The following is a 21546-nucleotide window of genomic DNA, read 5'->3' on the forward strand; positions in this document are numbered from 1 at the left end:
GTGAACCTAGTCGTTGTTCTTTCGGAGGGCCTCGGTCAGCACCCGGGCGGCGTTACAGACCACTTCGGCATGCAGTCGGCCCGGCTGGCGGGTGAGGCGCTCGATCGGACCTGAAATGGACACAGCCGCGATGACCCTGCCGGACGGGCCTCGAACGGGAGCGGAAACCGAGGCGACCCCAGGCTCGCGTTCGCCGAGGCTCTGACCCCAGCCCCGGCGTCGTACTCCTGCCAGGACGGTGGGCGTAAAGCGGGCGTTCTGCAGCCCCTCCAGGAGGCGGTCGTGATCTTCCCAGGCCAGCAGTACCTGGGCGGCGGAGCCGGCCTTCATGGAGAGCTGGGTGCCTACCGGAATGGTGTCGCGCAGGCCGATGGGGCGTTCTGCCGAGGCCACGCAAACACGCCAGTCGCCCTGCCGGCGGAAGATCTGGGCGCTTTCACCGGTTGCGTCACGCAGCTGGATGAGGACCGGGCCTGCCGAGGCGATGAGGCGGTCTTCACCGGCGGCGGATGCGAGCTCCACCAGACGGCTGCCGAGGACAAAACGTCCCTGGATGTCGCGGCTCACCAGCCGGTGATGAACCAGTGCCAGCGCGAGCCGGTGAACCGTGGGACGGGCAAGGCCCGTGGCCGCTACAAGTTGCGCGAGTGTCGTGGGCCCGGCCTCGAGTGCATCGAGTACCTGGGCCGCTTTATCAATGACACCGACTCCACTAGAATTGTCCATGTAATGATATTGCCGTCTCATTATCTGAGATGCAAGTTGTTTCACTGGCCTATTTCACGAGCCTGCTGCTTCAGTAGATGAAGAACAGTTCAAGTGGATGGCCTCCATCCAACCGCAGTGAAGGGAGCAAGGCCGTGGGAAAGACACTGGCCGAGAAAGTCTGGGATGCGCACGTCGTGCGCAAAGGCGAGGGCGAAGGAGCCAATGCCCAGCCCGACCTTCTCTTCATCGACCTGCACCTCGTCCATGAAGTGACGTCCCCGCAGGCATTTGAAGGCCTCCGGCTGGCAGGCCGGCCCTTACGCCGCGTTGACCTCACCATTGCCACTGAGGACCACAACACTCCCACGCTGGATATTGATAAGCCCATTGCCGATCTGACCAGCCGCACCCAGATTGAAACCCTGCGCGCCAACTGCAAGGAATTCGGCGTCCGCCTCCACTCCCTGGGTGACAAGGAACAGGGCATTGTGCACGTCGTGGGCCCGCAGCTGGGACTGACCCAGCCGGGCATGACGGTGGTATGTGGCGATTCCCACACCTCTACCCACGGCGCCTTTGGTGCGCTGGCCATGGGTATTGGCACCTCCGAGGTGGAGCACGTCATGGCCACGCAGACACTGTCCTTGAAGCCGTTCAAGACCATGGCCATCAACGTTGAAGGCACCCTGCGTCCCGGGGTCACGGCCAAGGACATCATCCTTGCCGTCATCGCCAAGATCGGCACCGGTGGTGGCCAGGGGTACGTGCTCGAATACCGTGGCTCCGCCATTCGGGCGCTGTCCATGGATGCCCGCATGACCATCTGCAACATGTCCATCGAAGCCGGTGCCCGCGCCGGTATGGTGGCTCCGGACCAGACCACGTACGACTACATGCAGGGCCGCCCGCATGCGCCCGAAGGCGCTGATTGGGATGCAGCCGTCGAGTATTGGAACACGCTCCACACCGACGCCGACGCCACCTTTGATGTTGAGGTGGACCTGGACGCGGACACACTGGAGCCATTCGTGACCTGGGGTACCAACCCCGGCCAGGGCGTCTCCCTTTCAGCGAAGGTTCCCTCCCCGGAAGATTTCGGTGACGAGAACGCCAAGGCCGCCGCCGAGCGCGCACTCCAGTACATGGGCCTGGAAGCCGGCACTCCCATGAAGGACATCCGTGTGGACACGGTCTTCCTGGGGTCCTGCACCAACTCCCGGATTGAGGACCTCCGCGTTGCCGCGGACATCATCCGCGGCCGTGAAAAGGACCCCAACATCCGCATGCTGGTTGTTCCCGGCTCAGCCCGTGTCCGCCTGGAAGCCGAAGCTGAAGGCCTGGACAAGGTCTTCAAGGAATTCGGTGCTGAATGGCGCTTTGCCGGCTGCTCCATGTGCCTGGGCATGAACCCTGACCAGCTTGAGCCGGGTGAACGGTGCGCTTCAACGTCCAACCGCAACTTTGAGGGTCGCCAGGGCAAGGGTGGCCGAACCCATCTGGTCTCTCCTGTAGTGGCCGCAGCCACGGCCGTCCGTGGCACGCTGAGCTCGCCGTCGGACCTTGAGTCCGCTGCTGCAGGCACCCTGACCGGAATCGCAGTCTAGGAGGATCATCATGGAAGCATTCACTACCCACACCGGCATCGGAGTTCCGCTGCGCCAGAGCAACGTGGACACCGACCAGATCATCCCCGCCGTCTACCTCAAGCGCATCACGCGCACAGGCTTCGAAGACGCCCTGTTTGCCGCGTGGCGCAAGGACGAGTCCTTCATCCTCAACCAAGCTCCGTTCAACGCCGGCTCCGTGCTGGTGGCCGGACCCGATTTCGGCACGGGATCGTCCCGCGAGCACGCGGTCTGGGCCCTGAAGGACTATGGCTTCAAAGCCGTCCTGTCCTCCCGTTTCGCCGATATTTTCCGGGGTAACTCCGGAAAGCAGGGGCTCCTCGCAGCCCAGGTGGCACAGGACGACATCGAACTGATCTGGAAGGTCCTGGAAAATCATCCGGGCACAGAGGTCAAGGTTGACTTGGTCAGCAAGACCGTGGAGTGCGGCAACATTGTGGCGCCGTTCGACATCGATGACTACACCCGTTGGCGCCTCCTGGAAGGCCTCGACGACATCGGCCTGACGCTGCAGCACGAAGAGGACATCACCGCCTACGAGGCCACGCGTCCTTCCTTCAAGCCGAAGACGCTTCCCGCGAAAGTTGACGCCGGATAGCTTGTTGTTGTGAGGCCGCAGCTCTGTGGCTATCGGACCGGTGGGCACCCTTGGGGACTGCCCGCCGGTCCTTTTTCGTCAACGTTCAACTGATACCTGAGACCTTTGCCGCAGGGTGCGTCCATTTCGGTTCGGTAACGCGAGCTTCTATGCTTAGCTGGAGCCTTTGTAAGTTTGGGGGGCGAGTAGTCGTGAGGAAACCGGTATAGATGAGTAGTGTTCTGACAATCCGCGGTGGCGTCCCGTTAACAGGGCGAGTGACCGTTCGCGGTGCCAAGAACCTGGTGCCCAAGGCCATGGTGGCGGCGTTGCTGGGCAGTGAACCATCGGTGCTGAGGAACGTGCCGGAAATCAAGGATGTAGAGGTTGTCACCAGCCTGCTGCAGTTGCACGGCGTGACCGTCGCGAAGGACCCGGTAACGGGTGATCTCACCTTGGATCCAAAGGATGCCAAGACGGCCTCCAGCACAGCCATTGATGCCCATGCCGGCGATTCCAGGATTCCCATCCTGTTGTGTGGACCCCTGATCCACGCCATTGGCGAGGCCTTCATCCCGGATCTGGGTGGCTGCAAGATTGGCGACCGGCCCATTGACTACCACTTGAATGTTCTGCGCCAGTTCGGTGCAGTAGTGGAAAAGCGCCCTGGTGGTATCCACATCTCCGCCCCGCACGGTCTGCACGGAGCCAAGATCTCCCTGCCGTATCCCTCGGTTGGCGCCACCGAACAGGTCCTGCTCAGCGCAACGCGCGCGGAGGGCATTACCGAACTCATTGGCGCCGCCACGGAGCCCGAGATCATCGACCTCATTGCGGTCCTGCAGAAAATGGGCGCCATCATCAGCGTCCAGACTGACCGGACCATCAGGATTGAGGGCGTCAAGGACCTGCGCGGGTACAACCACCGCGCACTCCCGGACCGCAATGAGTCCGCTTCCTGGGCATCAGCTGCCTTGGTCACCCGGGGTGACATCTTCGTCGAAGGTGCGTCCCAGCGCGACATGATGACGTTCTTGAACACGTACCGCAAAGTAGGCGGCGGGATGGACATCGGCGACGACGGCATCCGCTTCTACCATCAAGGCGGCAAGCTCTCCCCGCTCGTCCTTGAGACGGATGTTCACCCCGGCTTCATGACGGACTGGCAGCAGCCCCTGGTGGTGGCCTTGACGCAGGCCGAGGGTGTGTCGATCGTCCACGAGACCGTTTATGAGAACCGCTTCGGATTTACTGATGCCCTGGCCCGGATGGGTGCCAACATCCAGGTGCACCGTGAGTGCTTGGGCAGCGTGCCCTGCCGCTTCGGGCAGCGGAACTTCCTTCACTCAGCCGTGATCTCGGGCCCCACACCGCTCCGTGGCACCGACATCGACATTCCTGATCTTCGCGGCGGTTTCAGCCACCTCATAGCGGCTCTTGCCGCCACCGGAACCTCCAGGGTCACAGGCATCGACATCATCAACCGCGGTTACGAGCGTTTTACCGAGAAGCTGGCCGGCCTCGGCGCCGATTTCGATATCACCACCACCAAGTAGCGGGGGATCCTTTGAAGGAATCGGCCAAGAGCCGTGCCACGTTCATTATCCTGGCGGGCCTCGCGCGTCCGTTGATGAACATCCTGATGGCCAAGAAGTGGGAGGGAATCGAGAACCTTCCACGGGGTGGTTTCATCGCAGTGCCGAACCACTGCACCGAGATCGATCCCATCGTGATCGGACACATGGTGTACAACCAGAAGCGTCCGCCGCACTTCCTGGCGAAGACCGGCCTCTTCAAGGTCCCTGTCCTGGGAGCCCTGCTGCATGCCACCCGACAGATTCCGGTTGAACGCTCGACGGCGGGAGCGAACCGTTCGCTTCAAGTTGCCAAAGAGGTGGTGGATGCCGGCGGTGCCATCATCATCTATCCCGAGGGAACCCTGACCCGCGACCCCGACCTTTGGCCTATGAAGGGACACACCGGGGCTGCCCGGCTTGCCCTGCAAACAGGTGCCCCTGTGGTGCCTATGGCGCACTGGGGTGCCCACGAAGTCTTCCCGCGCTATGCCAAGCGTTTTCACATTTTCCCGCGCAAAACCGTACGTGTCCTGATCGGGAAGCCGGTGGACCTCAGCGCCTTCAGCGACCGGCCGATGGACCGCGCCACCCTGACCGAGGCCACAGAAGTCATCATGGCAGCCATCACTGGACTTCTGGCCACACTGCGCAACGAGGCCGCCCCAGCTGAACGCTGGGATCCGGCTGTCCACAAACAGTCCAAGCACGGCCGCTTCGTTGAACGTGGATCAGAGGCGCCGGAACCTGAGGAAGGTAAATGACCATTCTCCAAGGCACTGTCCAAGCGCCGGACGTTGTGGCGGTTTTGGGTGCCGGATCATGGGGCACCACGTTTGCCAAGATCCTGGCGGACGCTGCAGCAGCCACGGGTACCGAACGAAGCATCCGGATCTGGGGCCGTCGCCCAGAAGTCGTGGAGCAGATCAATTCCCTGCATCGCAACGAGCAGTACTTGAAAGACATCGAGCTTCCAGGCTCCGTCTCCGCATCCACGGATGTGGCCGAGGTCCTCAAAGGCGCCACCCTGGTGGTCCTGGCGGTGCCGGCCCAATCACTGCGCCCGCAACTGGGTGAGTGGAAGCCGTTGCTGGCCCCCGATGCCGTGGTCGTATCCCTGATGAAGGGTTTGGAACTGGGCACTGACGCCCGGATGAGTGAAGTCATTGCCCAGGAGCTGGGGCTTCCTGCCTCCAGGGTGGCAGTGGTTTCAGGCCCCAACCTCGCGATGGAGATCGCCCGGGAGCAACCCACAGCGTCCGTGGTTGCCTGCAGCGACGCCGATACGGCCGCTGCGATTGCCCTGTGCTGCACCGCTCCCTATTTCCGTCCATACACCAGCACCGACGTGGTGGGTGTTGAGATCGGCGGGATCGTCAAGAATGTGATCGCGCTTGCCGTGGGCATTTGCGAGGGCCGGCAAATGGGTGACAACACCAAGGCTTCGGTGATTACGCGAGGACTCGCTGAGACCTCCCGGCTTGCGCTGGCCCTTGGCGGAGAAGCCCACACCATGGCCGGACTGGCCGGGCTTGGCGATTTGGTGGCAACATGTTCTTCGGCCCTGTCACGCAACCACACCGCTGGCCGTTTGCTCGGCGAGGGTCTCAGCCTGGAGCAGGTGGCCGAGCAGATGACGCAGACTGCCGAAGGCATCAAATCCGGCCCGGCCGTGCACGAGCTGGCTGGCAAACTGAACGTTGAAATGCCCATCACAGCGGCCGTGGTAGCGGTGCTGGAAGGCAGAATGTCCGTTGACGACCTGGGACCACGCTTGCTGGCCCGGGCCCTGAAGTCCGAAGGCGACTACTGATGGTGACAGATAACTCCACCCCTGCGGGCCGCCCCCGCGTAGCAATTCTCTTTGGCGGGCGCTCCAGCGAACACGCCGTCAGCTGCGTCACCGCGGCCGGTGTCATGGGGGCCATCGACAAGGACAAATACGAGGTCATACCCATTGGAATCGCCAAGTCGGGACAATGGGTCCTTGCTTCGGGAGATACCAGCCAATGGTCGTTGAGTTCCACAGCGCTTCCCGAGGTGGCGCCTTCGGGCAAGACCGTCACCTTGGCCGAAGTTGGTGGCGAACACCAGCTCATCGTGACCGAGCCCAATGCCGTTCCGCAGGAATTGGGTTCCGTGGACGTTGTGTTTCCCCTTCTTCACGGGCCCTGGGGAGAAGACGGGACCATCCAAGGCCTCCTGGAACTCTCCGATACCCGCTATGTGGGCGCAGGTGTCCTGGCGTCGGCTGTTGGCATGGACAAGCACTTCATGAAGGTGGTGTTCGAATCTGCCGGACTGGGCGTTGGACCGTACATTGCCGTCACGGACCGTGAATGGCTGACGGATGCGGAGGCCGTCCGGAAGCGCGTCGACAAGCTCGGATTCCCTGTCTTCGTCAAGCCGGCCCGGGCGGGGTCGTCCATGGGAATCTCCAAGGTCGATTCGATGGAGGGTCTCGACTCCGCCATTGAAGAAGCCCGCCGCCATGACCTGAAGCTGGTCATCGAAGCCGGAATTGTTGGCCGCGAGATCGAATGCGCAGTCCTGCAAGGACGCGGCACGGAGGCACCCCGGACGTCAATGCCCGGTGAAATTGCGGTGGCCGCCGGCGAGCACCAGTTCTATGACTTCGCGGCCAAGTACGTGGAGGACGGCGCCGCTGCGCTGAGCTGCCCGGCCGACATGCCGGACGAAGCGATCAGCCGTGTGCGCGAACTTGCCGCCGTGGCTTTCGACGCCGTGGGAGCCGAGGGCCTCAGCCGGGTGGACTTCTTCTACACCCCTGCCGGTGAACTGATCATCAATGAGATCAATACCATGCCGGGCTTCACACCCAAGAGCATGTACCCGCAAATGTGGGCGGCATCAGGCCTCGCCTACGGCGAGTTGATCGATGAACTGATTTATCTGGCACTGACCCGCAAGACGGGTCTTCGCTAGCAGCCAGGCGGCCTGCGGAACTGCTGCTACTTGCTGGTGGGCAGGTTCTGCAGGTCTTCCTGGCCTACGCACTTTCCCGTGGCCTTGATCTTGCCGACGGCTGCTGCGAGTTCGGTCAGGACTGTTGCGGAGCTGATGTTGGCGGTCTCCAACTTGGCCGGATCAATCAGGATCTCGGTGGCGGGCTCGCGGCCGAAAGTGGTCAGGGTGTAGACCGGATCGCCTTCCTTGATGACCCAGTCGATGTCATTGACACTGACGCAACGGTCTGTGGTGGGACCCGGTACGTTCACGCCGCACCGGAGGATGACCTGCGAAGGGTCACCCCATGCCGCGGTGGCCTGGCTGTTGGTCTTGCGGAGTGCTGCATCCCCGATCTGGTCCGGCAGGGCGACCATCATGGGGGCACAGGCAGGATTGGCGGCGTCTGTAGCAGCCGTGACGTCAACTGCGGGTGAACAAGCCGACAAAGCGAGGACGGAAGCTGAGGCCACGGAAACAGCCAGCGCAGTCCGGCGGAGGGTCATTTGATGCATCCATCCAGCCTATCCCGCGGGCACTGTCCACCGGATTTCGTGTATCCGTGGTCACATTGAAGATCCTCCCCTGGAGATGGGGGCGCGGCGTTATTCTGTCAGCGGATCGCGATAGCGTAGTGCAGTGCCCGCAGAACAGTTGAGTGCAGTGCCCGCAGAACAGTTGACCGTCCAAGACCTTTCGGAATCCGAGCTCCTTGCCAGGATTTTTCCGCGCCTGAACCGTAGTCCCGGCGTCTTGTTGGGTCCGGGAGACGATGCTGCCCTGATCGCGGCCCCGGACGGCCGAACGCTGATCTCCATCGATACCCAAACCCAGGACCAGGACTTCAGGCTGGAGTGGAACAACGGTTACCGGACCACCGGGTTCGACGTCGGCTGGAAGGCTGCAGCGCAAAACCTCAGTGACATCAATGCCATGGGCGGCCGGGCTACGTCCCTGGTAGTGAGCCTGACCATGCCACCATCGACGCCGGTGGAATGGGTGGAGGCGTTCGCCGATGGCCTCACGGCGGCGATTATCGGCTTGGGCGCTCCTGACTGCTCTGTCGCCGGGGGAGACCTCGGAAGGGGGCGTGAACTTACGGTGACTGTAGCCGTCATGGGAACACTGGGCGGAATGGCACCGGTGCTGAGGTCCGGGGCCACGCCGGGTGACGTCGTCGCGGTCGCAGGGACGTTGGGACGTGCAGGGGCCGGCTGGGCGCTGCTGGAAAGTAATGTCCCCTTGGAAAGCCTGACGCCGGAGCTGCGCGGATTGGTGGACAACCAGTGCCGTCCGCAGCCACCACTTGCCGCCGGACCACTGGCTGCGCAGGGCGGTGCCACCGCAATGTTGGATATTTCAGACGGCCTTCTCCGCGACGGCAGCAGGTTGGCCGCGGCAAGTCAGGTGGTCCTGGATTTTGATCCGGTGGCCTTAAGGATCCACGCGCTGCCCTTGGAACCGGCAGCAGCATTGCTGGGCCGGGACGCCATGCCTTGGGTCCTCGGCGGGGGAGAGGACCACGGATTGCTCGCTACGTTCCCAGCAGGAATTCAGCTGCCGCAGGGGTTCACTGCGATAGGCTCAGTTCAAGCCGTTGTCGGGCCGCCAGGCAGCGGCGTCCGGGTTGCCGGGCAAGCTGCTGACACCGTTGGATGGGATCACTTTGCAGACTAAGATCGCCGCGAATGCGCACGCCATGAAACGTTGGCTCGGCAAGGCGGAGGTGGTTCTTGGCAACCACAGCGACCGCCTCAATGCGATCAACATCTTCCCGGTGGCTGACGGTGATACCGGCACCAACCTGTATCTCACGGTTCGGGCGGCTGTATCCGCCCTTGACGGCGCTGGGCCGGAAACGAGCGAAACCGGAAACGACGTCGGCGCGGTTTTGTCGCGTGCCGGGCAGGCAGCCATGGAGCAGGCCCGGGGAAACTCGGGCACTCTCTTTGCTGTCTTCCTGTGTGCCGCCGCTGAGCCGTTGGCTGGCAAATCACGCCTTAGCGCGCCGCTTCTCGCCACTGCCCTGAACAGGGCCCAGATCCGGGCCTGGTCCGCGTTGAGCGAACCTGTAGCCGGGACCATGCTCTCGGTCCTGGAGGCAGCTGCCCATGCTGCACAGGCCGTGGACGCATCCCACAACGCCGACGACAGCAACCATGCACTGGGCCTGGCACTCGATGCCGTAGTGGAAGCTGCCTTCCAGGCCGTGGTCCGCACTGAGGACGAGCTCGCACAACTGCACGAAGCCCACGTCGTTGACGCTGGTGGCGTTGGCATGCTGCTTGTCCTGGACTGCCTCCGGTCAGCGGTCCTGGGTGAGGAGCTCCAGGACGAACTCCTGGACGGCCTCCATGGCTACAAACTGCAGGATCCCCACATCCATGAGCACATGCCGGCCGATGACGGCGTGGAAGTCATGTGTACTATCAACCTCTCTCCGTTGAATGCAGCTATTTTGCGGCAGCGGTTGGATGAGATGGGCGATTCGGTCATCATGAGCCAGGTGGGAGGTGCCCAAAACCAGGATGACGACGACGAATCGACGGTGGAAGTCAGCTACCGGTGGAGGGTCCATGTCCACGTCCCTGACCCGGAGCCGGCAGTAGCCCTTATCCGTTCGCTGGGCGAGCCCACGGACATCGCCGTCAGCCAGTTGGCCCTGGCCCGCGGCAACACGCAGGATTCGGCTGCACAGGATCCAGCCGAGGATCACGAGCCCAGCATTACAGGCCAGTCACGGCATGATTACTGAGCTGGAACTACCCCTCGAGCGGAGAATCGGCAAGCGTTCGGCAGGGGTCATCGAAAAGCACCTGGACCTCAAGACCACAGGTGCCCTGCTGAACTACTTTCCGCGCCGGTATCTGAGCCGCGGTGAGCTGACCCCTATCAGCAATCTGCCGCTGGATGAAGAAGTCACCCTCATTGCACGTGTCCTGTCCAACAGCACGCGCCAGATGCGGGCCCGCCGTGGTTCCATCACGGACGTGGTGGTGACGGACGAGGCCGGGGGAAGCGGCGTTCCTGGCACTTTGAAGGTCAGCTTCTTCAATGGATTCCGGGCCAAGGCAGAACTCCTTCCCGGCCGACGCGCAATGTTCTCGGGCAAGGTAAGCCGCTATGGCGGAGCGCTCGGCCTGACCAACCCGGACTTCCTGCTGCTGGACGAGGATCCGGCGGCGGGTGGCTCCGTGGACCCCGAAAAGCTTGCAGCGATGCCCATCCCGGTCTATCCGGCAACGGCCAAGCTGACCAGTTGGTCCATCCACAAAGTGATTACTGCCTTGCTCCAGACCGTGGACCTTGATGCATTGGCGGACCCTCTTCCTTCAAGCATCGTCCAGAGGGACGGGTTGCTCAGCGTCGCTGAGGCGTACCGCTTGATCCATTCACCAGAGACCTCCAAGGATTGGCAACGGGCCCAGGAGCGCTTTCGGTACCAGGAAGCCCTCGTGCTGCAAACGGCCCTGGCCCGCCGCCGCGCCCAACTTGCAGCGGAGGAAGCCACCGCACGCCGGCCCAGAGTGGGTGGTTTGCTCAGCAAGTTTGATCAGAACCTGCCCTTTACGCTGACCGCCGGCCAATCCGCCGTCGGAAAGACACTTGCTGAAGAACTTGCCCGGGACGCACCCATGAACCGGCTGCTGCAGGGCGAAGTGGGTTCCGGCAAGACCATTGTTGCTTTGCGCGCCATGTTGCAGGTGGTTGACGCAGGTGGCCAGGCTGCGCTCCTGGCGCCTACCGAGGTGTTGGCGGCCCAACACTTCCAGTCCATCCGCAGGACTTTGGGGTCCTTGGCGGGCGATCATGTTTTCGGTGGCGCAGGGATGCTCGGCGGGGACTCGTCGCCGGACTCCGTGCACGTGACACTCTTGACGGGCTCCATGCCCACTGCGGCGCGCAAGCAGGCAATGTTGGATGCGGCCTCCGGAAATGCCGGAATCGTGATCGGCACCCACGCGTTGCTGAGCGATAAGACGAGCTTCCAGGACCTCGGTTTGATCGTGGTTGATGAACAACACCGTTTCGGCGTGGAGCAACGTGATGCCCTCCGGGCCAAAGCGCAGAGGCCACCCCACCTGCTGGTCATGACTGCCACCCCTATTCCGCGCACGGTGGCGATGACGGTTTTCGGTGACCTTGAGACCTCCATCCTCGATGAGCTTCCTGCCGGGCGCGCACCCATTTCCACGCACGTGGTGGGACTCGTGGAGAATCCCGGGTGGGTGGACCGCATTTGGAAGCGGTCGCGCGAAGAAGTCGAATCAGGCCACCAGGTGTACGTGGTGTGTCCCAAAATCGGAGACGACGACGACGGTGACTTCAGCCCGGGCGAAGCGGAACCCAGCGACGCCGACCTCGCAGACGAAGGGTCGGCGCGGGAGCTGGCGTCGGTGACGGCCGTCGTCGAAAGTTTGCTGCAGGAGCCGGCACTGGCGGGTGTTCCAGTGGCGCCGCTCCATGGCCGGCAGGACCCGCAACTGAAGTCCGAGACCATGGCATCGTTCGCAGCCAACCAGACCAAGGTGCTCGTTTCCACCACTGTCATTGAGGTGGGTGTGGATGTGCATAACGCCACTTTGATGGTGATCCTGGACGCCGATCGCTTTGGAATTTCGCAACTTCACCAGCTCCGCGGCCGGGTGGGCCGTGGAGGACTGCCGGGTACCTGCCTGTTGGTGACCACGCTGGAACCCGGACACCCGAGCCGCCGGCGGCTTGAAGCAGTTGCCTCGACCACTGACGGCTTTGAACTCTCACAGGAAGACTTGAAGCTCCGCCGCGAAGGCGACATCCTGGGTGCTTCGCAATCCGGTGGGCGCTCCACGCTCAAGTTGCTCCGCGTCCTTGACCACGAGGACATCATTGCCCGCGCGCGTTCGGATGCCCAAAGCCTTGTGGCAGAGGACCCTGCCCTGCAACACCAGCCGGCACTTGCTGCGGCAATCGACGAATACTTGAACCCCGAAAAGGAGGCGTTCCTTGAACGCGGTTAGTCATCCAAGGGCCGTCCACAGCCACGTGGAGCCCATTCATGGAGTGTGCCTGTGAGCCGGATCATTGCCGGGGTGGGCGGCGGAAACCCGCTCACCAGCGTCCCCGGAACCGCTACCCGGCCCACCACGGACAGGGTGAAGGAAGCGCTGTTTTCCCGTTTGGAATCCTATGCGGCCATTGACGACGCCCGGGTCCTGGACCTTTATGCGGGCTCGGGTGCCTTGGGGATTGAAAGCGCCAGCCGGGGTGCCCGCACCGTGGATCTCGTGGAGTTCGATGCCAAGGCAAGCGACGTGTGCCAGCGCAATGCCGATTTGGTCAACCAGCTTTTGGGCGGCAGGAAGGTCTCGGTCCATCGCTCCAAGGTGGAATCCTTCCTGGAACGCGCGGGGGACGCTGACGTGTGGGATCTGGTCTTCCTTGATCCGCCCTACCCCTTGGACGAACCGGCCCTGAGCGCGGTGCTCGCAAAATTGGCGCCCCACGTGGATGAGGGCGCCGTCATTGTGGTGGAACGAAGTTCACGCAGCCCCGAACCAGAGTGGCCTGAGTCCTTGGAATGCTTCGCGGACAAGAAGTATGGCGAGACCAAACTCTGGTTCGCTGAACCGGCCTGACAGGCCAAGCAACCCCGCTAGCCGGTTATCCGGTCCAGGTCCATGCCGGTGAGGACGGTGGCTGGATGCGGACCCCGCGCCAGAAGCTCTGTTGTCCACTCCGGCGGCCACTGCCCGCGGGTGCCTACCAAGATGATGTTGCCCGGATAACGGCCTGCGAACATTCCCGTTTCAGCAAAGGCGGCGACGTCAGGCATGGATTCGCGCATGGCCGCCACCTGGCTGCGTACCAGTGTCAGCGCAGGTTCATCGCCCACGTTGATGATCAACGCCCCATGGGGCTGCAGCCGCACCGCAGCTTCTTCGTAGAACTCCTTGCAGGCAATGTGCGCCGGGGCCTCAGGCCCAGAAAAGATGTCGAGAATCACGACGTCGAACAGCACCTTGGCGGGAAGCTCCGCCAAGGCATCGCGTGCGTCGCCAATATGGGTGTGCAGTGTGGTGCCCTCAGGCATGGGCAGTTTTTGCAGCACGAAGTCCAGGAGTTCGCGTTCGAGTTCAACCGCGTACTGTTCAGAGCCCGGGCGCGTGGCCTCGATATAGCGGGCAAGTGTGAGCGCGCCTGCGCCCAAATGCAGGGCTCTGATGGATGTTCCTGGTTCAGCGGCCAGGTCCACCACATGGCCGATCCTCCGCAAGTACTCGTAGAAGACCTCGCTTGGTTCCGTGAGATTCACGTGTGATTGCTCGGCGCCGCCGATGCTGAGGACGAAGCTGCCCTCAATGAGGGAGTCAGGTTCGATGGTGGCGTGTTGCCCCGTCGTCCGGAGGAAGCGCCTGGCGTAGTGCTGGCCGGAGCCTGCGGGATTCAGAGCCGGTCCTTGAGCGTTGCCAGGCGGCTGGCGGCTTCTTCCAGGACATCAGTCTTCTTGCAGAAGGCAAACCGGAGCAGGCTCCGTGTCCGCTCGGCTCCTTCAGGGTGGCAGAAGACGGGAACGGGAATGGCTGCCACGCCAACAAGGCCCGGCAGGCGCCGTGCCAGGTCCACGGAATCACGGATGCCCAGCGGTGCTGTGTCCACGTTGATGAAGTAGGTACCGCTGGGGGTGTACACACCGAACCCTGCTGCGCGCAGCCCTTCGGCCAGGATGTCGCGTTTGTGGTGGAGCGTCGTGGCGATACCCGTGTAGAACTCATCGGGAAGGCCGAGGCCCACGGCAATGGCGCTCTGGAAGGGCGTGCCGGAGCTGTAAGTCAGGAATTGCTTCACGGTACGTACGGCCGAGACCAGGTGTTCCGGTCCGCTGAGCCAGCCTATTTTCCAGCCCGTGAAGGAGAAGGTCTTCCCGGCGGAGGAGATGGTGATGGTCCGTTCCGATGCCCCCGGCAGGGACGCAATGGGGATGTGGGCCACGCCAAACGTCAGGTGCTCGTAGACTTCATCGCTGACAATGATGGCGCCGTATTTGGCGGCCAGTTCCACGATCCTGGACAGGACGCCTTCGGGGAAAACGGCACCTGTGGGGTTATGCGGGTTGTTCAGCAGGACGATTTTGGTGCGGCTGCTGAAGGCGCTTTCCAATGCCGGAAGGTCAGGAAGGAAATCCGGGGCCAGAAGGGGAGCGGTGACGTGGGTGGCACCTGCCATCCCGATAATGGCCCCGTAGGAGTCGTAGAAGGGTTCGAAGGTCAGTACTTCGTCGCCAGGCTGGGCGAAGGCAAGCAGAGTGGCGGCGATCGCTTCCGTGGCGCCGGTGGTGACAAGGACTTCAGTGTCCGGATCCGGGGTCAGCCCGTAAAAGCGCTGCTGGTGTGCCGCGATGGCCTCCCTGAGGGCGGGAACGCCTTTGCCGGGTGCGTACTGGTTTGCCCCGGATTCAATGGCAGTCCGGGCTGCTGCCTTGATCTCGTCGGGTCCGTCTTCATCGGGGAAGCCTTGGCCCAGGTTGATGGCGCCGGTGGAGAGTGCCAGCGTGGTCATCTCCTCGAAGATGGTCACTCCCAGCCCTCCCTCAGGCGAGAGCAGGTTGGCTCCGATGGCAGCCCGTTGCCAGGGTGCTGGACCGGCGTCCGGGGTGGTGCCTGCGCTGATATCTAGGGAGGGGCTGCTGCCTGCGGATGCCATGTCAGCCATGGTATCCCGGTGAAGCTATGGGGTAGGTTCGTCTCATGAGACGCGCGGTTTGCCCTGGATCCTTTGACCCTATCCACAATGGACACCTCGAAGTCATTGCCCGGGCCGCGGGCTTGTTTGACGAAGTCATTGTGGCCGTGTCCACCAATTACGCCAAGAAGTACCGGTTCAGCCTCGAAGACCGGATGGAGATGGCCCGCGAAACGCTGGCCTCGCTTCGCGGGATAATCGTCGAGCCGATGGGTGAAGGACTGTTGGCGGAATACTGCCGGCACAGGGGCGTCTCGGCCATCGTCAAGGGCCTCCGTTCGTCCTCGGATTTCGACTACGAGTTGCCGATGGCCACGATGAACCGCCAGTTGGCCGGAGTGGAGACCGTCTTCCTCCCGGCGGAAGCACACTACGTCCACCTGTCCTCCACCCTCATCAAAGAGGTCAACGTTCTGGGAGGGGATATCTCTGATTTTGTCCCCAAATCCGTGCTGAAGCGGCTGCTCGCTGGCGAGCCGCCAACGGAACACCCGCGCAAAGGGTAAGCTTGACGGGTACCTCGCGCCCTTATGCGGAGTGCCCCAAGCTGAAACCACGTGCATTTGCGCGCGCCCGGCGTCGGTTTGAGTCCTCAAGCGTGATCAGGCTAAGATGGTACGTCGGTCATATGTTCTACAGGAGTTCTCATTAAGCGAGATGCAAGTTCGCCCTTGGCGCTGGTAGTCAAGGACCTTGGACGCAGTCCAGGGACCATGCGGACACTCAACGAGCATGTACCTGCGCCAAGTGACCTTGGTGTGGCGCTCATTGGCGTAAAGGAAGGCTCGGATATCGAGCTGGATCTTCGTCTTGAGGCCGTACACGAAGGAATTCTGGTATCTGGAACCGTGGACGTCGAAGTAACTGGCGAATGCGGTCGATGCCTGGATCCCCTTGCGTATGACCTTGAGGTCAATGTGCAAGAACTTTTCTTCTACGAAGGCGTTGAGCTTTCGGGTGAAGGAGACGATGAAGAGCAACGTCGAGTCGAGTACGATCTGATCGATCTTGAGCCGGTGTTGCGGGACGCAGTTGTCACTATGCTGCCGTTCCAGCCGGTGTGCCGGGAAGACTGCCAGGGTCTGTGTTCCGAATGCGGAGCGCGCCTGGAAGACGAGCCGGGGCACCACCACGAGGTCATTGACCCTCGCTGGGCTGCCCTAGCTGATCTGGCTAAGACTGACCGGCAAACCGATTAGTAAGTGTTCGTCTAAGAGAGAAATGAGATAGCCGTGGCTGTTCCCAAGCGGAAAATGTCTCGCGCAAATACACGCGCCCGCCGTGCCCAGTGGAAGGCAACTGCCCCCAACTTGGTCAAGACCATCGAAAACGGTCAGGTTACCTACAGCCTGCCGCACCAGGCAAAGGTCGTTACTGACTCTGCCGGCACCGCGCTGTTCCTTGAATACAAGGGCCGCAAGGTCGCAGACGCCTAATCTGCCGTACAGGCTGACAAAGGATGTCTTCAACTGAAGAGCTTCTGAAGCGTCTCGGTGTCTCGATTGACACCGAGACGCTTCGTCTTGCTCTGACACATCGCTCATACGCGTATGAGAACGGCGGGATTCCCACCAACGAGCGCCTCGAGTTCCTCGGCGACTCCATCCTGGGCTTCTCCGTCACCGATTCTCTCTACCGTGAGAACCCCACGCTGCCCGAAGGCGAGCTCGCCAAACGGCGCTCCGCTGTCGTCAGCACGCGTGCGCTGGCCGGAATCGGCCGCGAAATCGGTGTTGGTGAGTTCATTTACCTCGGGCAAGGCGAGAAGCTGACCGACGGTAAGAACAAAGCCTCCATCCTGGCTGACACCATGGAAGCCTTGATTGGCGCCACATACCTGTCAAATGACATGGAAACCGCACGCCAGTTGGTCATGCGCTTGGTGGGTCCGCTCCTCAAGGACGCCGGGGCCCTTGGTGCCGGGACCGACTGGAAGACGAGCATCCAGGAATTGACTGCCAGCCGGCAACTTGGTGCCATCCACTACGCAGTGGAAGGTTCGGGGCCGGACCATGCCCGCACTTTTGAGGCAGTACTGAACATCGGCGGCACTCCTTACGGCCGCGGTTCAGGCCATTCCAAAAAGGAAGCGGAACAGGAAGCAGCCGCTGATGCCTGGCGCGCCTTGACCGCCTTGGACCCGACGCCAGCCGGCCCTGCGTCTGCCTGAACGCCCATGCCTGAGCTTCCCGAAGTAGAGGTAGTGCGTCGCGGCCTGGCCCGTTGGGTCCGTGGACGTTCCATTACCGCCGTCGAGGTCCTCGATCCGCGTTCCATCAGGCGGCATGCCCTGGGCACGGAAGACTTCATCGGAAACCTTGAGCACGCCACTGTGCTGGACGTCGTTCGCCGGGGAAAGTTCCTTTGGATGCCCCTTGCCATGAACACTCCACACGAAGCCACAGCCGGAGAGCTCCCCAAAGTGGCGCTGATGGCGCATCTGGGAATGAGCGGCCAGTTGCTGATGCAGGACCCGGCCGTGCCGGACGAAAAGCATCTCAAGGTCAGGATCACGCTCAGCCCGTTGGATGACATGCCGGAGCAGCTGCGGTTCGTGGACCAAAGGATTTTTGGCGGCCTGTTCGTGACGTCCCTGGTACCGACGTCCGACGGCGGCCCCGGCGGCTTGGGCGAAACGCCCTTGCCTGAGATCGCGGAGGAAGCATCCCACATTGCCCGGGATCCGCTTGACCCGTTCTTTTCGTTCGACGCGTTCCATCGAAAGATCAGGAACCGCAAGACTGGCATCAAGAGGGCGCTGCTGGACCAGTCCGTCATTTCGGGCATTGGCAACATATATGCGGATGAAGCCTTGTGGCGCGCCCGCCTCCACTACGCCAGGGCCACGGACACCATGCGCCGTGCCGATGCAGAGCGGCTCGTAGAGGCGGTGAGGGACGTGATGAACGCTGCGTTGGCTGCAGGCGGGACAAGTTTCGATTCCCTCTATGTGAATGTCAACGGCGATTCCGGGTACTTCGCCCGGTCGCTCAATGCCTATGGGCGTGCGGGCGAATTGTGCGGCCGCTGCGAGGCAATCGGCCTGCACAGCATCATGAAAAGGGAACAGTTCATGAACCGTTCCTCCTATACATGCCCGGTGTGCCAACCCCGGCCACGGAACGGACGTTGGTAGCGCCAAAACTGTTCCGGAATCGGGATCACAATGGCAGACTGTCCCCATGAACAGCTTGGCGCTTCGAATCGCCATCGCAAGGATCAACGCCACCACAAAGTGGGTGGCGTCAGTTCTACCTGCAGCCGTTTTTGAATCCCGGACCGGTCGACCTCTTCGCAGTCCAGGTACGCCATGATGGCGCGGCGGCTGGTCATAGCTGGTCTCTGCCTGGCTGTGCTCATTGCCGCCGTGGCCATTGTGCTGGACCAAATGGCAAAGCCAGGATCCACCTCCGCGCAAGGGCCGTCATCGTCCAGTTCAAGCCCCGGCACGGGTTCCACCGGTGCCGCCACGCCCACCCCCGGTAGTACGCCGTCGGGGGTTGCGAACGGCGGAACCGAGGGCAGCGGCAGCGGGGCCGGCGGCACTGGGTCCGGCGGCGCCGATGGTAATGCCAGCGCACCCACCTCAAAGCCACTCGAGGTCCTGCCGCCAGTGACCGCTACTCCTACTGGATTGCCTGAACCGACCACACCGGCGCCCCTTATTACCGGGGCACTCCCGGCACCTGGCAGCGCGGACGGTGAACTGGTGGACGGTTGGCCGGACGGTGTCCTTTCGCTGCCATCCGGGACCACCATCGGGTCCACGTCTGTTTCAACATCGGGCAACATCCTCCAACTGACAGCGGACGGCATCATTGCCAAGCCGCGGGCCGAGGTCCTGGATTCCTTCCGCCAATCGCTGGTCTCCCACGGCTTCTGGTCAGAGGAAGCCCCGGCGGCGGACGGTGCCGTGGCCGCACGGTTCGTCAGAGGCACAGACACGGTGACTGTTTCTGTGTCGACGACGGGGACAGGGAGCTCACGCTTCCAGCTGTTGGGCAGCCTGCACACAACGGCGGAGTAGGGGAACCCATGTACATTTCGCTCTCAGATCGCAGCGGCGGTAAACGGGACAAATCACAGGGCAACGGAACGGCACTGAAAGCAGAGGTGCCGTTCCGTTTGTCTCCGGTCATCTTGTGGTTGGGCATCGTGAGCATGGTGACCGATGTTTCCTCTGAATCCGTCACGGCAGTACTTCCCTTGTATGTGACGGGGTTCCTCGGACTGTCAACCATCGCCTTTGGCTTTATTGACGGCATCAACCAGGGTGCCAGTGCGATCGTCAGGATCGCGGCCGGTTGGGCAGCCGATCGCAGCGGCCATCCAAAACGGATAGCTTTGGCCGGCTATGGCTTGTCGATGCTTGCCAGGGTTGGATTCCTTTTCGCTGGAGGGTTCTGGGCAATCGCGGCCATTGTGACCGGCGACCGGATTGGCAAAGGCATTCGCACGGCCCCCAGGGATGCGCTGATCTCGGTGTCCGCCCAGCCCGAACACTTGGCCAGGTCCTTCGGCGTCCACAGAATGCTGGACAACATTGGGGCCGCAGCGGGGCCGCTCATCGCATTCTTTGTCCTCTTGATGATTCCCAATGGATTCAGCACCGTCTTTGTGGTGTCCCTGGCGTTCGCAGTGATCGGGGTTGCCGTCCTGGCCTTGGTTGTTCCGGATATCCGGGCCCATGGCCTGAAAAGCGCGGACGGGCGGGAGGGCATGCGGCTCTTCGCCTTTTCGTGGAGTCATTTGAAGGAACCCGGGCTCGGCAAACTTCTGATCTCTGCCGGCCTTTTGGGCTTGGTGACCGTCGGCGACGGCTTCATCTACCTGGTGCTCCAAGCCAGGGACTCGTTCGCTGTCCAGTGGTTTCCGTTGTTGTTTGTAGGCACCAATGTGGTCTTCCTGGCTCTCGCGATTCCGTTGGGGCGGCTGGCTGACCGGGTCGGCAAGGTGCCGGTTTTCGTCGGCGGACACATCGCGTTGCTCGCTACATATCTCCTCGCCGCCGCACCCTTTGGAGGGTTGTGGGGAACCTTGGGCTGCTTGGTCCTGCTGGGAGCGTTCTACGCCGCGACCGATGGCGTACTGGCTGCCTTGGCCAGCCAACTCACGCCTGCGGGCAGACTTGCCACCGGCATTGCGTCGGCACAAACGGTGGTGGCCCTGAGCAGGATGACTGCTTCTGCAGGCTTTGGAGTGCTCTGGTATGCCGTGGGGGCACCGACGGCCATGGTGGTGGCAGGGGGCTTGTTGGCTTGTGCAGTGGTGGCTGTCGTCTTTATCTTGAGAAGTGCCCGGCCCCAAGTTGGCGCGGACACGGGCGGCCGCGCATGAGCGGAGCGCTGGCCGGAGGAAAGATGCGATGGGGCATTCTCCTCACTGTCACCGTCATTGTCCTGGTGGGGGCAGGAATCTACGCCTTTGGGGCTTACCAGCGTTTTGAAGAGAGCCGGACCGCAGCTTCATCAGTGGGTGTCACGGCGGGCCAGCCGCTTCCCAATGCTCCCTTCGTCCTCTTCCGGAACACGGCATCGGGCCAGGGGTATGGCAACGCGGCAACAGTTCCGCTGTCCGCTCCCGGGGGTACACGGGCCGTGAGTGAACAAGAGTGCGACAGGGTCTATGGGGCAGCCGAAACCGTGGTGTGCCTCAAGACAAACCGTGGGCTGGTGACCACCTTCGAAGCGGCCGTCCTGGACCGCGACTGGCAGGTGCAGCGTTCGTGGCCCGTCCCTGGTATTCCGAGCAGGACAAGGATCAGCCCTGACGGCTCCATGATCGCCACGACGGTCTTTGTTACCGGGCACTCCTATGCGACGGCCGGCTTTTCCACGGCCACCGAGATCAGCCTGCCGGGTGGGAGCTCAGGGAACCTCGAGGACTTCGCGCTGATGGTCAACGGTGAGCGATTGGTAGCAACGGACAGGAACATCTGGGGGGTGACCTTCGCGCCGGGCGAAAATGACGTCTTCTATGCCACCGCTGCATCATCGGGTCGAATCTGGCTGGTCCGGGGGAGCCTGTCCGCCAAGACCTTGACTGCCATCCACGACAACGTGGAATGCCCATCGATCTCGCCCGACGGCAAGCGGATCGCTTACAAGAAGAACGACGGCGGGGCACTGGCTGCCCATTGGAAAGTCGCTGTGCTTGACCTCGCTACGGGACAGGAAGTGGTCCTTTCCGAGAAGCGCAGCGTGGATGACCAGATTGAATGGCTGGACAACCAGAACCTCCTTTACGGTTTGGCAGACGAGGCCGTGGAAGGGGACAGCAACATCTGGCAGCTGGGCACCACTCCGGGTGACCAACCGGCTATGTTCATTGCCCATGCGTGGTCACCCAGCGTAGTCCGCTGAAGGCAGTTGTC

Annotated in this window: 22 protein-coding genes; 18 read left to right on the forward strand and 4 right to left on the reverse strand. The window is 62.4% G+C overall.

Annotated elements, in window-relative coordinates; genetic code table 11:
• Window positions 1-6: 6 nt before the first annotated feature.
• A complete protein-coding gene (locus tag ACSSVG_RS19125) occupies window positions 7-726 on the reverse strand; it encodes an IclR family transcriptional regulator (protein ID WP_014922101.1) in 720 nt (239 codons plus the stop codon).
• Window positions 727-860: 134 nt separating this feature from the next.
• Between ACSSVG_RS19125 and leuC the strand changes: the two genes are divergently transcribed.
• The 6 genes from leuC (at window position 861) to ACSSVG_RS19155 (ending at window position 7430) form a co-directional block, all read left to right on the forward strand.
• Window positions 861-2312, forward strand: a complete 1452-nt coding sequence (leuC, locus tag ACSSVG_RS19130; protein ID WP_231339946.1) for a 3-isopropylmalate dehydratase large subunit — start codon at window positions 861-863, stop codon at window positions 2310-2312.
• Between the two features lie 10 nt (window positions 2313-2322).
• Window positions 2323-2931 carry a 3-isopropylmalate dehydratase small subunit gene (gene leuD, locus ACSSVG_RS19135; protein ID WP_159702248.1) on the forward strand — a complete coding sequence of 203 codons (609 nt, stop codon included), beginning with the start codon at window positions 2323-2325 and terminating at the stop codon, window positions 2929-2931.
• Window positions 2932-3140: 209 nt separating this feature from the next.
• Window positions 3141-4466, forward strand: a complete 1326-nt coding sequence (gene murA, locus ACSSVG_RS19140) for a UDP-N-acetylglucosamine 1-carboxyvinyltransferase (RefSeq protein ID WP_159702251.1) — start codon at window positions 3141-3143, stop codon at window positions 4464-4466.
• Between the two features lie 11 nt (window positions 4467-4477).
• On the forward strand, window positions 4478-5248 hold the full coding sequence (locus tag ACSSVG_RS19145) for a lysophospholipid acyltransferase family protein (RefSeq protein WP_492415880.1): 771 nt from the start codon (window positions 4478-4480) through the stop codon (window positions 5246-5248).
• The gene (locus ACSSVG_RS19150) at window positions 5245-6297 is read left to right on the forward strand and encodes an NAD(P)H-dependent glycerol-3-phosphate dehydrogenase (RefSeq protein WP_231339943.1); all 1053 of its coding nucleotides are present in this window, start codon (window positions 5245-5247) and stop codon (window positions 6295-6297) included. Before ACSSVG_RS19145 ends, ACSSVG_RS19150 begins: the two co-directional genes overlap by 4 nt.
• The gene (locus tag ACSSVG_RS19155; protein ID WP_231339942.1) at window positions 6297-7430 is read left to right on the forward strand and encodes a D-alanine--D-alanine ligase family protein; all 1134 of its coding nucleotides are present in this window, start codon (window positions 6297-6299) and stop codon (window positions 7428-7430) included. The genes ACSSVG_RS19150 and ACSSVG_RS19155 overlap by 1 nt, the downstream gene beginning before the upstream one ends.
• Before the next feature lie 26 nt (window positions 7431-7456).
• Here the strand turns inward: ACSSVG_RS19155 and ACSSVG_RS19160 are convergent, their stop codons facing one another.
• Window positions 7457-7966 (reverse strand): DUF3515 domain-containing protein, encoded by a 510-nt coding sequence (locus ACSSVG_RS19160; RefSeq protein ID WP_231339941.1) that lies wholly within the window; start codon window positions 7964-7966, stop codon window positions 7457-7459.
• 124 nt (window positions 7967-8090) lie between these two features.
• Between ACSSVG_RS19160 and ACSSVG_RS19165 the strand changes: the two genes are divergently transcribed.
• Genes ACSSVG_RS19165 through rsmD form a run of 4 tightly spaced genes read left to right on the forward strand, consistent with a single transcriptional unit; the run spans window position 8091 to window position 13069 of the window.
• Window positions 8091-9128 (forward strand): thiamine-phosphate kinase, encoded by a 1038-nt coding sequence (locus ACSSVG_RS19165; protein ID WP_492415881.1) that lies wholly within the window; start codon window positions 8091-8093, stop codon window positions 9126-9128.
• Window positions 9129-9150: 22 nt separating this feature from the next.
• Window positions 9151-10206, forward strand: a complete 1056-nt coding sequence (locus ACSSVG_RS19170) for a DAK2 domain-containing protein (RefSeq protein ID WP_492415882.1) — start codon at window positions 9151-9153, stop codon at window positions 10204-10206.
• Complete coding sequence (locus tag ACSSVG_RS19175; RefSeq protein WP_492415883.1) at window positions 10196-12451, forward strand: ATP-dependent DNA helicase RecG; 2256 nt, start codon at window positions 10196-10198, stop codon at window positions 12449-12451. Before ACSSVG_RS19170 ends, ACSSVG_RS19175 begins: the two co-directional genes overlap by 11 nt.
• Window positions 12452-12502: 51 nt before the next feature.
• Entirely contained in the window at window positions 12503-13069 is a 567-nt protein-coding gene (gene rsmD / locus ACSSVG_RS19180) for a 16S rRNA (guanine(966)-N(2))-methyltransferase RsmD (RefSeq protein WP_492415884.1), read from the forward strand.
• Between the two features lie 17 nt (window positions 13070-13086).
• Here rsmD and ACSSVG_RS19185 read toward each other — a convergent pair whose 3' ends face one another.
• Window positions 13087-13881, reverse strand: a complete 795-nt coding sequence (locus ACSSVG_RS19185) for a spermidine synthase (RefSeq protein ID WP_492419252.1) — start codon at window positions 13879-13881, stop codon at window positions 13087-13089.
• On the reverse strand, window positions 13878-15143 hold the full coding sequence (locus tag ACSSVG_RS19190; protein ID WP_231339935.1) for an aminotransferase class I/II-fold pyridoxal phosphate-dependent enzyme: 1266 nt from the start codon (window positions 15141-15143) through the stop codon (window positions 13878-13880). The genes ACSSVG_RS19185 and ACSSVG_RS19190 overlap by 4 nt, the downstream gene beginning before the upstream one ends.
• Window positions 15144-15178: 35 nt before the next feature.
• Between ACSSVG_RS19190 and coaD the strand changes: the two genes are divergently transcribed.
• The 8 genes from coaD to ACSSVG_RS19230 all read left to right on the forward strand — a co-directional run bounded on the left by coaD (window position 15179) and on the right by ACSSVG_RS19230 (window position 21535).
• The gene (gene coaD, locus ACSSVG_RS19195) at window positions 15179-15679 is read left to right on the forward strand and encodes a pantetheine-phosphate adenylyltransferase (protein WP_231339934.1); all 501 of its coding nucleotides are present in this window, start codon (window positions 15179-15181) and stop codon (window positions 15677-15679) included.
• A gap of 165 nt (window positions 15680-15844) precedes the next feature.
• Window positions 15845-16372, forward strand: coding sequence for a YceD family protein (locus ACSSVG_RS19200; RefSeq protein WP_231339933.1), 528 nt, complete (start codon window positions 15845-15847; stop codon window positions 16370-16372).
• Window positions 16373-16405: 33 nt separating this feature from the next.
• A complete protein-coding gene (gene rpmF / locus ACSSVG_RS19205) occupies window positions 16406-16609 on the forward strand; it encodes a 50S ribosomal protein L32 (RefSeq protein ID WP_011775139.1) in 204 nt (67 codons plus the stop codon).
• A 23-nt stretch (window positions 16610-16632) separates the two neighbouring features.
• Window positions 16633-17343, forward strand: coding sequence for a ribonuclease III (rnc, locus tag ACSSVG_RS19210; RefSeq protein WP_159702290.1), 711 nt, complete (start codon window positions 16633-16635; stop codon window positions 17341-17343).
• 6 nt (window positions 17344-17349) lie between these two features.
• Window positions 17350-18309 carry a bifunctional DNA-formamidopyrimidine glycosylase/DNA-(apurinic or apyrimidinic site) lyase gene (mutM, locus tag ACSSVG_RS19215; RefSeq protein WP_492415885.1) on the forward strand — a complete coding sequence of 320 codons (960 nt, stop codon included), beginning with the start codon at window positions 17350-17352 and terminating at the stop codon, window positions 18307-18309.
• A gap of 174 nt (window positions 18310-18483) precedes the next feature.
• Complete coding sequence (locus ACSSVG_RS19220; RefSeq protein WP_253468459.1) at window positions 18484-19200, forward strand: hypothetical protein; 717 nt, start codon at window positions 18484-18486, stop codon at window positions 19198-19200.
• An 86-nt stretch (window positions 19201-19286) separates the two neighbouring features.
• The gene (locus ACSSVG_RS19225) at window positions 19287-20510 is read left to right on the forward strand and encodes an MFS transporter (RefSeq protein WP_492419254.1); all 1224 of its coding nucleotides are present in this window, start codon (window positions 19287-19289) and stop codon (window positions 20508-20510) included.
• Complete coding sequence (locus ACSSVG_RS19230; protein WP_231342658.1) at window positions 20507-21535, forward strand: TolB-like translocation protein; 1029 nt, start codon at window positions 20507-20509, stop codon at window positions 21533-21535. Before ACSSVG_RS19225 ends, ACSSVG_RS19230 begins: the two co-directional genes overlap by 4 nt.
• Window positions 21536-21546: the final 11 nt, after the last annotated feature.

Source organism: Paenarthrobacter sp. E2MeOHC11 (assembly GCF_058744955.1).